Source organism: Arcanobacterium hippocoleae, assembly GCF_031456295.1.
Lineage (GTDB): Bacteria > Actinomycetota > Actinomycetes > Actinomycetales > Actinomycetaceae > Arcanobacterium_A > Arcanobacterium_A hippocoleae.
Genome location: NZ_JAVDUJ010000001.1, coordinates 1,756,665 through 1,769,092, shown reverse-complemented (window position 1 = coordinate 1,769,092; position 12,428 = coordinate 1,756,665). Strand labels below are relative to the sequence as shown.

10 protein-coding genes are annotated in these 12,428 nt (G+C 48.7%); 3 read left to right on the top strand and 7 right to left on the bottom strand.

What is annotated here, in order from left to right:
* Positions 1-231: 231 nt before the first annotated feature.
* From fdxA to typA, 3 genes are all read right to left on the bottom strand, one after another.
* On the bottom strand, positions 232-549 hold the full coding sequence (fdxA, locus tag J2S36_RS07410; protein WP_309957515.1) for a ferredoxin: 318 nt from the start codon (positions 547-549) through the stop codon (positions 232-234).
* A gap of 126 nt (positions 550-675) precedes the next feature.
* On the bottom strand, positions 676-1,038 hold the full coding sequence (locus J2S36_RS07405; RefSeq protein WP_309957024.1) for a hypothetical protein: 363 nt from the start codon (positions 1,036-1,038) through the stop codon (positions 676-678).
* Positions 1,035-2,969 carry a translational GTPase TypA gene (gene typA, locus J2S36_RS07400; RefSeq protein ID WP_309957021.1) on the bottom strand — a complete coding sequence of 645 codons (1,935 nt, stop codon included), beginning with the start codon at positions 2,967-2,969 and terminating at the stop codon, positions 1,035-1,037. Before typA ends, J2S36_RS07405 begins: the two co-directional genes overlap by 4 nt.
* A 269-nt stretch (positions 2,970-3,238) precedes the next feature.
* On the opposite strand from typA, the gene lipB reads away from it, so the two are divergent.
* Positions 3,239-4,006 (top strand): lipoyl(octanoyl) transferase LipB, encoded by a 768-nt coding sequence (gene lipB / locus J2S36_RS07395; protein WP_309957019.1) that lies wholly within the window; start codon positions 3,239-3,241, stop codon positions 4,004-4,006.
* Positions 4,003-5,028 (top strand): lipoyl synthase, encoded by a 1,026-nt coding sequence (gene lipA, locus J2S36_RS07390; RefSeq protein WP_309957017.1) that lies wholly within the window; start codon positions 4,003-4,005, stop codon positions 5,026-5,028. The genes lipB and lipA overlap by 4 nt, the downstream gene beginning before the upstream one ends.
* Here lipA and J2S36_RS07385 read toward each other — a convergent pair.
* The 4 genes from J2S36_RS07385 to J2S36_RS07370 form a co-directional block, all read right to left on the bottom strand.
* Positions 4,997-6,751, bottom strand: a complete 1,755-nt coding sequence (locus tag J2S36_RS07385) for a class I adenylate-forming enzyme family protein (protein WP_309957015.1) — start codon at positions 6,749-6,751, stop codon at positions 4,997-4,999. The two genes, lipA and J2S36_RS07385, sit on opposite strands and share 32 nt — an antisense overlap.
* Before the next feature lie 5 nt (positions 6,752-6,756).
* On the bottom strand, positions 6,757-8,088 hold the full coding sequence (locus tag J2S36_RS07380) for a M18 family aminopeptidase (RefSeq protein WP_309957014.1): 1,332 nt from the start codon (positions 8,086-8,088) through the stop codon (positions 6,757-6,759).
* 19 nt (positions 8,089-8,107) lie between these two features.
* Positions 8,108-8,881 (bottom strand): alpha/beta hydrolase, encoded by a 774-nt coding sequence (locus J2S36_RS07375; RefSeq protein ID WP_309957012.1) that lies wholly within the window; start codon positions 8,879-8,881, stop codon positions 8,108-8,110.
* 442 nt (positions 8,882-9,323) lie between these two features.
* Entirely contained in the window at positions 9,324-9,791 is a 468-nt protein-coding gene (locus J2S36_RS07370; protein WP_309957010.1) for a protein-tyrosine phosphatase family protein, read from the bottom strand.
* A 363-nt stretch (positions 9,792-10,154) separates the two neighbouring features.
* On the opposite strand from J2S36_RS07370, the gene J2S36_RS07365 reads away from it, so the two are divergent.
* Positions 10,155-12,368, top strand: a complete 2,214-nt coding sequence (locus J2S36_RS07365) for an NADP-dependent isocitrate dehydrogenase (RefSeq protein ID WP_309957008.1) — start codon at positions 10,155-10,157, stop codon at positions 12,366-12,368.
* The last annotated feature ends 60 nt before the right edge of the window (positions 12,369-12,428 follow it).

Here is a 12,428-nt window from a genome sequence, read left to right as displayed (position 1 = left end):
TTTGCAAATTTATCTAAATTTCTTAATCACCAGCGTACTCTAATGTGAGTCTCCTCGCAGCATTTTATCTTTACTTAAAGATATTTTCTTTTTTTGTGCCACCTATCACGCTACAGAAAAGTGCTCAAGCAGGCGAACCATGCAAGGGAAATTGTAAGGCTTGATGCTGGCGCACAAAAGCAAACGCCCGCATCAAGCCTTACAGAAATACCGGGAGCACTAGCTCCTCACTTAAGCCTGCGGAGGAAGTTTCGCAATTAACGGGTGATCATGCTGAATCACACCCATTTTCGCCGCACCACCCGGAGCCCCGATCTCATCAAAGAACTCAGCGTTTGCATCTTGATATGCAGCCCATTCCGCCGGCAAATCATCTTCATAATAGATTGCTTCCGTTGGGCAAACAGGCTCGCAAGCGCCGCAGTCTACACACTCATCAGGATGAATGTATAACGTGCGTTCTCCTTCATAAATGCAATCCACTGGGCATTCATCCACACATGCGCGATCCTTTACATCCACACATGGCAAGGCAATTACGTACGTCATTTCTGCTTCCCCTTCCAAAACTTTCAACGCATTCAAGCAGCTATTTTCGCTGAACAGCAAAACCTGCCTGGCACATATTCCAATAAAGAATATTGCATAAAAACATTTCCTGATTCGCTACAAATCTTAGCGATAATTCTTCACCAATGCTGCGGTGAACAACACAGCAGCTAAAATCGGGGCGGTATAAACCCAGATTTGTGAGGCAAATTCATTTGGCAAGGCTACCAAATCATCACCAACGAGCGCGAGCATTAAGCTGCAAGTAACCCCAATCACCGCTAAAGAGTATCCCAGCTCACCAAAAAATCCTGCCCCTTCGTAAGCTAACCACCCTCCGGTAAGAATGATCACAGTGGCGAGAATCAAACCAACCCACGCCAAATCAACCGGCGAAGCGTGTACGATCACCGCCACGCTTCCCGCAAATCCGCCAAGCAGCACCCCAGCGAGCAACTCCCATAGCGAACGTTGCCGTTGCCGATTCACGCTTGTGCTGCTTTCGCCTCACGCTTCTTCCGCCCAGCTTCGCGAGCGCGCTCAATCGCTGAGAGCGTCACTTTCCGCAAGCGCACCACTTCTGGAGTGACTTCAATGCATTCATCCTCTGCTGCGAATTCGATTGACTCTTCGAGGGTGAGCGTGCGTGAAGCCTGCAAAGTTTCAAATACATCCGCTGTTGCCGAACGCATATTCGTCATTTCTTTTGCTTTTACGATATTCACGTCCATATCTTCATTGCGCGGATTCTCACCCACAACTTGCCCTTCATATGTTTCTTCACCTGGTTTCACAAAGAAGGTGCCGCGATCTTCGAGCCGTTGCAGTGAATAGGCAGTGATCTGCCCGGAACGGTCGGAAACGAGTGAGCCGGTGATCCGCGATTCGATCGGCCCTGCCCACGGCTGGTATCCTTCCGAAATCGATGCGGCGATCCCGGTTCCCCGAGTTTGCGTCAGGAACTGGGTGCGGAAGCCAATCATCCCACGCGATGGCACCACGAATTCCATCCGCACCCATCCAGTACCGTGATTCGTCATTGTTTCCATTTGCCCTTTCCGGGCAGCCATCAGCTGTGTGACGGCACCAAGATATTCCTCAGGCACGTCAATCGTTGCACGCTCCCACGGTTCATGTACTACCCCGTCGATCACGCGTTTGACCACCTGCGGTTTGCCTACCGTCAATTCAAAACCTTCCCGGCGCATCGTCTCTACCAGAATCGCAAGTGCAAGTTCGCCACGATCTTGCACCTCCCAAGCATCTGGACGGTCGGTTGGCAGCACCCGGATTGAAACATTACCGACCAGCTCTTGCGTGAGCCGATCACGTACTTGCCGCGCTGTCAGTTTATGCCCTTTTACTTTGCCTGCCAACGGTGATGTATTAATGCCGATCGTCATTGAAATTGCCGGATCGTCAATATGGATCCGCGGACGAGGGCGCGGGTCTTCGAGATCGACGAGTGTTTGCCCGATCGTAATATTCGGGATCCCCGCAATTGCTACGATTTCACCTGGACCAGCTGATTTCGCCGGCTTCCGCTCAAGCCCTTCCGTCCGCAAAAGTTCGGTCACGTGTACGCGTTCAAGCTTGCCTTCTGCCCCATCCATCAGCCCCATCCACGTATTTGCCTCCAGTTTTCCTGAGTATATGCGGCAAAGTGCGAGACGCCCGAGGAATGGCGAGGCATCCAGATTCGTTACTTGGGCTACGAGCGGAGCATCGGCTTCATATTCTGGAGCTGGAATATATTCAAGAATCGCCCGGAAAAGCGGTTCAAGATTTTGGTTTCTGGGAAGCCCACCATCAGCTGGCTGTTCAGTATCTGCATAACCAGCTTTTGCCGCCGCAAAAATCGTTGGGATCTCCAGCAGCCGGTCAAGATCCAAAGCAGCAGAATCTTCAATATCGGCAGCGAGCGAAAGGAGCAAATCTTGCGTTTGGCTCACGATTTCCGAAATCCGCGCATCTTGCCGATCTACTTTATTAATGACGGGGATCACCGGAAGATTTGCTTCAAGCGCTTTGCGCAGCACAAAACGAGTTTGCGGCAGTGGCCCTTCAGATGCATCTACCAGCAAAACCACACCGTCAACCATTGAAAGTCCGCGTTCAACCTCGCCGGAAAAATCAGCGTGCCCTGGAGTGTCGATCACGTTGATCGTCACTCCTTGCGGCGCACCAAATTCTGCTGCAGACGGTCCATGATAGGTGATCGCAGTATTTTTTGCGAGAATCGTGATCCCTTTTTCGCGCTCCAGATCGCCCGAATCCATGATCCGTTCACCTGTCTTTTCGACGGTGGTGTGCGCATCAAATGCGCCTCCTTGCCAGAGCATCGCATCCACAAGTGTCGTCTTTCCATGATCGACGTGTGCCACAATCGCCACATTTCGCAAATCTGCGCGTTTTGCCATCCATATCCCCTAAGTCGTTGATTCCTGCCAGCCTGCTCAAATTCACCAGTTTCTTCATAGTGCATCAACTTTTTGCTCAGATCACAGCAGGTTACTTTCCGAGAGTAAAGTCTACGCGTCTGCCTTTGTGCTTTTATATTTCAACGCTCTTTCTGCGCTGAGTATCACCAAATGATGTTTTATTTCTTTTTCGCATTCGGCTGCTGCAAGTTAAGCTGTCTCACAGCCATGAACTCGCAGCGATGCACTGCAGCAGTTAGGCTGAGAAGGTGCATATTTTAAATCTCCTTGATCAAGGTCCGCTCGATTACATGCTCGTGGATACGATCCAGCGGCGGCTCAACCGGGAAGTTGGCAAACTTTCCCATCCTGATACTTTTATCGCTTGGGAAGCTTGCGATACTTATACTGCTGGGCGCCGCACTAAACCGGAAGATATTCCAGACCGCAGTGTCCCTGTGATTCAAATGGATCGTGGCGGGTCAGTAACTTATCATGGCCCTGGGCAGCTTGTGCTTTACCCGATTGTGAAAGTGCAAGCCCCTCACGATGTGGTAGCTTTTGTGCGGAATACTGAAAAAGCGATTATTCGCGCACTGGAAAAATTCGCGATTTACGGCGTGCAAATACCTGGTCGCTCCGGAGTATGGATTTGTCAGGACGGCAAACAAGACGAAAAAATTTGTGCAATTGGCATTAAATTTGCGCACGAAACTTCAATGCACGGATTAGCATTCAATGTGAATACGAATTTGGCAAAGTTTCTGGAAGTGATCCCATGTGGAATCACTGATGCCGGTGTTACTTCGCTACAGGCACAAGGGATGCAAACTTCGCTTGCTGATGTGCTCCCAATACTTGCCGCCGAGCTAAACCGGTCCTACTCCCAGTTTCTGCTCCTGGCACGTAAGCAGACGGAGTTGATTCAGCTCGATCCTAGCCCTTACCTTGCCCAAGCTTGGAAAGATCTGGCAAGCAATGATTTACCGGCAAAAACTGGCGTAGCATGGAAGCCAAAGCAGGAGGAGGAAAAGTGAGTCCAGCACCCCGCGTTGATCCAGATGGACGTAAACTGCTGCGTGTAGAAACACGCAATATGGAAACTCCGATTGAAACAAAACCGGAGTGGATCAAAACTACCGCCACGGTCGGAAAAGAATATCACGATATGCGCAATCGTGTGCATGGTGCTTCTCTCCACACAGTATGCGAGGAAGCGAACTGCCCAAACATTTATGAATGCTGGGAAGATCGTGAGGCTTCGTTCCTCATTGGTGGAGATATTTGCACTCGCCGCTGTGATTTTTGTTTTATCAAGACGGGGCGGCCTACCGAATATGATGTTGATGAGCCGCGCCGCGTGGCTGAAAAAGTGCGTGAAATGGATTTACATTACACCACTATTACTGGTGTTACCCGTGATGATCTAGCTGACGGCGCATCTTGGCTTTATGCCGAAACCTGCCGAAAGATCCATGAGCTTGCCCCAAAGACGGGTGTCGAGTTACTCATTGACGATATGCGTGGCGGAGCTCCAGCATTACAGCAGGTATTCGATGCCCGTCCTGAGGTGTTGGCGCATAATCTGGAAACGGTGCCACGAATTTTCAAAGAAATTCGCCCCGCATTCCGTTACGAGCGCTCCCTGGATTTAATTACTTTCGCTGCAGAGAATTCTTTGATCACGAAATCGAATTTAATTCTCGGAATGGGTGAGACAACGGATGAAATTATTGCCACAATGCAGGATTTATCTGAAGCCGGCTGCGATATCCTGACGATTACACAATATTTGCGTCCTTCTCCATTGCATCATCCGATCGACCGCTGGGTGAAACCAAATGAGTTTGTAGAGTTGACGAAAATCGGCTATGAAATCGGTTTTGCCGGTATTATGGCTGGCCCGCTGGTGCGTTCTTCTTATCGTTCGGGTACGCTTTGGGCGCGGGCGATGCGCGCAAAAGGTTGGGAGATCCCAGAGCATTTGCGCGAAATCGGGAATGCCCAAAGCGTTCCCCGTCAGGAGGCTACAGCTGTGCTTGCAAGGATGCAGCACTAAGTAGTTTGGCAAGCGCAAGCCGATCTACTTTACCGTTTGCCCCAATCGGAAATTCCGGTACCGGAACAATAAATTTTGGCAGCTTATAGCTTGCGATCCGTCCTTTTGCGAAAGAGTGGAGTGCAGGCAGGTCTGGAACCGGGGTTTCTTTTTCGAGTATCAGGGCGGCAGCAATAGCTTCGCCCCAACGCTCATCTGGGATCCCCACTACGGTACAGTCACGCACTCCGGGAAATTCGCTGAGCACCCGTTCGACTTCTTCTGGCGCAACCTTCTCGCCGCCAGTATTGATGAGATTGTGGATTCTTCCCGTCACCCAAAAGTTACCGTTTTCATCCATCTGCACTAAATCGCCGGTATGCAGCCAGACACCATCGAATGCCGCCTTTGTAGCTTGCGGATCATTCCAATATTCTTGCACCACACTTGGCCCGGAAAGGACTAGCTCGCCCACACCATTTTCACTATCAGTGCCAGTTTCCGGATCGATAATGCGCGTAGCTATTCGCGGAAAAGGTACCCCAATCGATCCGATGGCGGTGAGTGCCTGCGCACTTGAAAGGCAACATCCTGAGGCGGCAGTTTCCGTCATGCCCCAGACGTTAATTGGCCGCAGACCAGCATCGATCATTCGTTGCAGGAGGCTTTTTGCTGCTACGGCACCTCCGATCAGGGGCAAGCGAAAGTTGGATAAATCAAATTGTGCAAATTTTGGATGATTCAGCATTGCAGCGTAAATTGTGGGCACTCCAAACATCATTGCCACACGATGCCGTTCGAGCAGTGTTAAGAGTTGTTCAGGATCAAATTCTCGCATCACTACGACCGTGCCACCGTGTGCGAAAAGATCGAGGGTGGTGCCGTTAAATCCGCCAATATGGGTCAGTGGAGCAACCACTAATTCTCGATCTACCGTGGAATATTCGAATCCGTCGCGGAAATTCTGATTTCCCCAATAGAGTTGTGCGTGTGTTAGCCCAACAGCTTTCGGGATTCCTACAGATCCGGAGGTGAAGAGAATTGCGGCTAATCCAGTTGGATATTCTATCTGGCTCAGCAGAAGTGGATCAGCCTGCGATTTCGCAGCAGGGATCTGGGCAATTTTTCTTTTCACGACGGAGAGTAGTTTTCCTGGAAGATCTCGGTAAGCAGCTGTAAAAGCGTGTATTTTGTGCCGTTCCAATAGGTTTGTATCGCATTGCGGCGCCTGCGGGTCAGCGTCGAGATAGAATACTGAGTTTATTTTTGGCAGCTGTGTAATTGCATCGCTGTATGTTGCGCTAACTGTTTCTACATCAAATACGGCTACGCGCGGGGTGCAGATTGTGAGCAGTTGTGCTAATTCACGTGCTTGCAAGCGGTAGGAAATTGGCACGAAGATTGCCCCGATTCGTGCACATGCGGCGTGGATCCATAAATGGTATGGAGTATTGCGAGCGATGAGCGCCACCCGCTCACCTGCTGCTACGCCTAGGTGCAATAATAGTTCAGCAATCTGGCGGGTTATTTTTGCGCTTTCACGTACCGTCCAGTTTTGCTCACCATAGATCAGGTTTGTTCGTTGCGGGTGTGCTAGTGCTACGCGATCAATACTGTGCGCTGGATTGCAGAATTGCGCTTGCAAAATTGATTCGCTTTGCGCTACTTTTTCAGTTTTTACAGCGTCCGCATCCGGATCTTGATTTTTCTGTGCGATTTTTTGTTTTGCTTGTGGATCATGCATCTGTTTTAGGCTCCAGCGTAGTATCCTTGTAGCGCTTTGGCTAATGCAAGTAGGTCTGCTGGTGCACTGATTTCACGCACGGAGTGCATTGAGAGTAGCGGGATGCCTACGTCGACCGTCACGATTCCGAGACGGGTAGCTGTGGCTGGACCAATTGTGGATCCGCATGGTACATCGTTATTTGATACAAATTCTTGTGTTGCTATTTCGCCAGCTTCACAGGCTCGTAACCAGAGTGCTATTCCTTGTGCTTCGGTTGCATAGCGTTGCTGTGAGTTAATTTTCAGTAATGGTCCGTTTCCAAGTACTGGTTGATGTGCTGGGTCATGTTTTTCGGTTTTATTCGGGTTGATTGAGTGCCCTGCATCAGCGGAAATACATGAAGAATTTGCAAGCATTTGGAGGAATCTTTCGGCACTGTTAGTTTTCTCCGCTGCGGTTAATCCAGCGCTGATTCGGCGTAGGAGATGCTCTAAGAACGGACCTTCTGCTCCCGTAAATGTACATGAGCCAACTTCTTCATGGTCGAATGCGGCAAATATGAGCACATCTCCGGCTTCTTCTGGATCAGAATTTGACTCGTTTTTTTCTGCGTCGGCAGCGATTTCACAGAATGCACGAAATGCTGCAAATACAGATGACAAATTATCTTGCCGTCCGGCAGCGAGGAAGTCTGCTTCACTTGTGCCGCCAAAAATTCGGGGTGCTTGCCCGTCGTAAGCATATAGATCCATCCCTGCAATCCGGCTTTGCTCTACTCCAATATAGTCGGCGAGATAAGTGAAAATACTGTGATCGCCGATCGCCCAGATGGGATGGTAATCATTTTGTGCGCTTAATTTCAATTCACCATTTTGTGAACGGTCAAGGTGCGGGGCGAGTTGCGGGATATACATTATTGGCGGGGTTTTTACAAGGTGTATTTCACCGTCAATGGTGCTAATTTGCCCAGCGATTCCCAAATCTCGATTCAGCCAGGAATTTAGCAGGGGCCCTCCGTACACTTCTACATTTACTTGTGAAAAGCCGAAAGCAGCCGTATCTGGATTTGGCTTGATTTTGAATGACGGCGAATCGTTATGTGCTCCAACGATCCGGAAGCCTGTTTGGGCATCAATTTTTTGCGGTAGTTGCCATGCGATCACTGCGCCTGAGCGGCGTACGAATCCGCGCCGATGATTCATCCATATTTCGTGTTCGTCTTGCTCGGTGAATCCTGCTGTATGCAGCTGCTCTGCTTCCCAGGCTGCCGCATGATATGCGGATGGTGCTGCCGTGATGAATGCAGCAAATTCTTGTGCGAATGTTTTTTCGGTGGTTTGATCTATTTTAGCCATATAGCTAGTTTAAGCTGGTTTATCCGAGTGCTCCAAGCAGGAAAAGCCAAGCATCATGGCCTGGGCAAATTACGTCGTTATGGTTTGCGTCTGCCACGATTGCGATATTAAATGGCTCTGCTTGAAGTGTTTTAATATGTTGCACTGGTATTGTTTGGTCGGCTGAACCGTGAATAATATCGAGATGGTATCCGTTTGCTGCGAATCCGTCTGCGCTCCCGTTCCGCACATATAGTACTGCTGGATCATATTCAGCATATGTATCGGGAAGATAATTTGGCGATCCGCCCATCCATTGTGTGATTGTTTGTGCGATTTGGCTGTTGGATGTTTCTTCCTCTTCCACTTCGCGGCGCAAATTCATGATCGGTGCAGCTACTACACAATGTTTGATTGAGTTTTCTGGATCGTAAAGTGCTTTTAATACGCAGAGACTGCCAATAGAATGCCCAAACCAGATCGCATTTTGTAATCTTGGATGCCGCGCTAAAGTGGCAATATCTTCAAAGGTTATTTCAGGATGGTGGGGCATCTGCCGATATTCAACTAATGCTACGCGATATCCAGCGTCTCCTAAGGCTAGTGCTGCAGGGCGTAAATAGGATAACCGATTATCAGTTTCTGTAAATCCGTGTACTGCTACTACTACTCGTCCTGTGATTGGCCCGTACCATTCAATAAATTGGTCTGGATGCACACCATATTTTTCGACTTCTTCGCTGGCAACATCAAGTGAAGCAAGGTCTGTAATCACTTGCTTTTCTTGCCGCTGTTCTTTAGTCGAAATGTTCACTCCTGTTAGTATATTGATATCTGCTTGAATGTAACTAATTAAGTGGTTTGCAAATTATCGGATTTATTCTATTCGCACGGTTTTTCGTTTGCAGATTTTACATATTTGATTATTTATAGTGTTGCTTTTGATTTTTTTCGATTCGCGCTAGCTGGATTAGTGTTTTAGAGAGTATTACTTCAAAAATCAATCACAGCATATAATATGGCATTTTCAAAATCTATATTAATTTGATTACTATCTCTTGTGATTTGGTATTACAAGATTCAGGTGAATCTTAGGATTTTCTTATTTCCGCTAAAAAGCCAATAATCAGCTTTTCGCTAATTTTCCAGCTAAATCAAAAGTGGTCAGTAAAGATCAAAGAACCATAAAACAGAAAATAGTTGATACCTATTTCCCGTGTAGTGATGAGCGCGCAATAATTTTGCGCTCTCTCCCATTATTGCAAGATCTCATTCGCGCGCATTGCAGCATATTCGCGTAAAAATCCGCGTTGTGCCGGCGATTTTACCGAATCGGGATGGTAGTTTTTCTGCACAAATTCAATTGCAGCATCGGGGTCCATACCTTCAAAAACGGCAATAATTGCAAGTGCCGTACCAGTGCGGCCAATCCCAGTGCGGCAGGTAATTTCTACGCGTTCATCTTTTGCACGCTCCCAGATTTCGTTCAACTGCGCAACAGCATGTGCGCCGCGGCGTGGAATACGCTCATCGGGCCAGTCAATCATCATGCTTTCAGTTGATCCTGGAAAAACTGCGTAACTCGCAAATTCCTGCCCGGTAACGGTTGTTAACACAAGTGAAAGATCGGCTTCTTCCGCAGCTTTCACTTTCCAAGAGCGCCCACGGATCCGCCGACCTGACGGGAACTGCACTACACCGTCATCAAGCTGCCATTTTTCCATCTCGTCGCCCTAACCTTACAAATCATCTTTAGTGCCATGTTTTTTCGTCTCAACTAACGAAAAATATCGCCGCATCCGCCCATACTAAGCTGCGCATATTTATGTACGCTTTGCGAATTGCCGACTATCTCTAGCTGTCTTGATTTTAGCCGTGCCTAAACAAGGTAAACCAAACCAGAAAAGGCTGTAAGCGGATTTATTAAGGCAGTTCACACAATGAATAAAAATTAACCACACAAGCTTATCTTAACATCAAGACATTTTCGCGAATTTGAGCTAGAATCAAAACAAAGCTGAAATTCGCTCACCAAAACGCGCAGCGCGAGAAGAAATAACTAACGAGAAGCAAAGGGGCAGCTCACTATGGCTCGAATCATCTACACACATACAGACGAATCACCAATGCTCGCCACAGCCTCACTCCTACCGATCATCGAAGGTTTTGCCAAACAAGCAAATATCACAATTGAAACTGCTGACATTTCGCTTTCCGGTAGAATCCTGGCTGCCTTTAATGACCAGCTCCCGGAAACTATGCGCGTACCAGAGGCTTTGCAATATCTCGCGAAACTCACTAATGATCCAAGCGCCAATATCATCAAACTGCCCAATATCTCAGCCTCACTCCCCCAACTAAAAGCAGCAATTGGCGAATTACAATCACACGGATATCCGCTCCCTGATTATCCTGACGAGCCGCGCAATGCCACCGAAGCAGAAACTCGCCGACGCTACGATACTGTAAAAGGCTCAGCAGTTAATCCCGTCTTACGTGAAGGAAATTCAGATCGGCGCGCCCCGCTTGCAGTGAAAAACTATGCCAAAGCACACCCACACAAAATGGGGCAATGGGATAAAAATTCACAAACACGCGTCGCCACTATGGAATCTGGAGACTTCCGCAGCAGCGAGAAATCAACCGTGATCGAAGCAGACGGCAAAGTGCAGCTAGTACTGAAAACGGCAGCTGAAAGCATCACGCTGCATGCAAATATCCCGGTACAGGCTGGCGAAATTTTTGATTTAGCAAAAATGAGCCGCAGCGCTTTAGTTGATTTTCTTACCACCCAAGTAGCTACTGCTCGCGCAGCAGGTGTACTTTTCTCGACACACTTAAAAGCAACAATGATGAAGGTATCTGACCCAATTATTTTTGGGCACGTAGTCGAGGCATATTTCGCGGATGTATTCTCACAATACGGCGCACAGTTAGCCGCCGCGAATCTGCACGCACGTGACGGTCTTGCCACCATTTTTGCCGGATTGCAGAACTTGCCAGAGGGCGCAGAAATTCGCCGTGCTTTCGATACAGCACTGGCAGCTGGCGCAGGGCTGGCAATGGTTGATTCCTCCCGCGGGATCACCAATTTACATGTGCCTTCTGATGTGATCGTAGATGCCTCCATGCCAGCAATGATCCGAAACTCTGGAAAAATGTGGAACCGTGACGGCAAGCTGCAAGATACTCTCGCCGTGATTCCAGATTCTTCCTACGCTGACGTTTACCAAACTGTAATTTCCGATTGTAAAAAACACGGCGCATTCGATCCAGTAACTATGGGATCAGTGGCAAATATCGGGCTAATGGCACAAAAAGCTGAAGAATACGGCTCACACGATAAAACTTTTGAGATCGCGCAAGCAGGGCACGTAGAATTACAGACCGCCGATGGCTCTACCCTCCTAAAAATTGCAGTAGCCGCAGGTGATATTATCCGCGGCTGCCAAACAAAAGATGCCCCCGTCCGCGATTGGGTGGCACTCGCAGTACGCCGTGCTCGGCAAACAAATACCCCAGCTATTTTCTGGCTTGACCCAACCCGCGCCCACGATTCATTACTTGCTGCAAAGGTCCGCCAATATTTGCAAGCAGAAAATACAGACGGTTTAGAAATACAGATTCTTTCCCCGCAAGCAGCCACCCAGCTAAGCATCGACCGGATCCGAAAAGGGCTGAACACAATTTCTGTTACCGGAAATGTACTCCGCGATTACCTCACCGATCTCTTCCCGATCCTCGAACTTGGAACCTCTGCAAAAATGCTTTCAGTAGTGCCACTAATGGCTGGTGGTGGACTATTTGAAACTGGTGCAGGAGGCTCTGCTCCAAAACATGTAAAACAGCTCATCCAAGAAAACCATTTACGTTGGGATTCCCTCGGAGAATTTTTAGCGATCGCGGAATCTTTCCGGCAATTTGCGCAATGCCATGCACATACAGATGCAGGCATACTGGCCGATGCGCTTGATCACGCCACCGAGAGGCTTTTAACGCAAGGCAAATCCCCGCAACGCCAAACAGGCACGCCTGATAACCGCAATTCTCATGCATGGCTTGCGATATGGTGGGCAGAAAATCTCGCAAGGCAAACCCGCTCTCTGGAGCTAGCCGCGAAATTTGCACCGTTCGCAAAGCGGCTGAGGGAAAATGCACAACAGATCGAAAGCGAATTGTTGGCAGTTCAAGGTAAGCCGGTAAATATTGGCGGATACTATCACCCAGATCCGCAATTGCTTTCCGCAGTGATGCGCCCTGCAAAAACATTGAACACGATCGTGGACGAAATGCGTGGTTAATCTGCTGCCGAGTTAATTACGGCTGGATTTTACTGCAAATCTGGCCGCACTTCCTTTTCC

Bases quoted from the DNA above. Each gene is read 5' to 3' on its own strand.
- J2S36_RS07370 (WP_309957010.1), bottom strand. From the start codon at position 9,791: ATGGAAAAATGGCAGCTTGATGACGGTGTAGTGCAGTTCCCGTCAGGT.
- J2S36_RS07380 (WP_309957014.1), bottom strand. From the start codon at position 8,088: ATGGCTAAAATAGATCAAACCACCGAAAAAACATTCGCACAAGAATTT.
- J2S36_RS07385 (WP_309957015.1), bottom strand. From the start codon at position 6,751: ATGCATGATCCACAAGCAAAACAAAAAATCGCACAGAAAAATCAAGAT.
- fdxA (WP_309957515.1), bottom strand. From the start codon at position 549: ATGACGTACGTAATTGCCTTGCCATGTGTGGATGTAAAGGATCGCGCA.
- typA (WP_309957021.1), bottom strand. From the start codon at position 2,969: ATGGCAAAACGCGCAGATTTGCGAAATGTGGCGATTGTGGCACACGTC.
- J2S36_RS07365 (WP_309957008.1), top strand. From the start codon at position 10,155: ATGGCTCGAATCATCTACACACATACAGACGAATCACCAATGCTCGCC.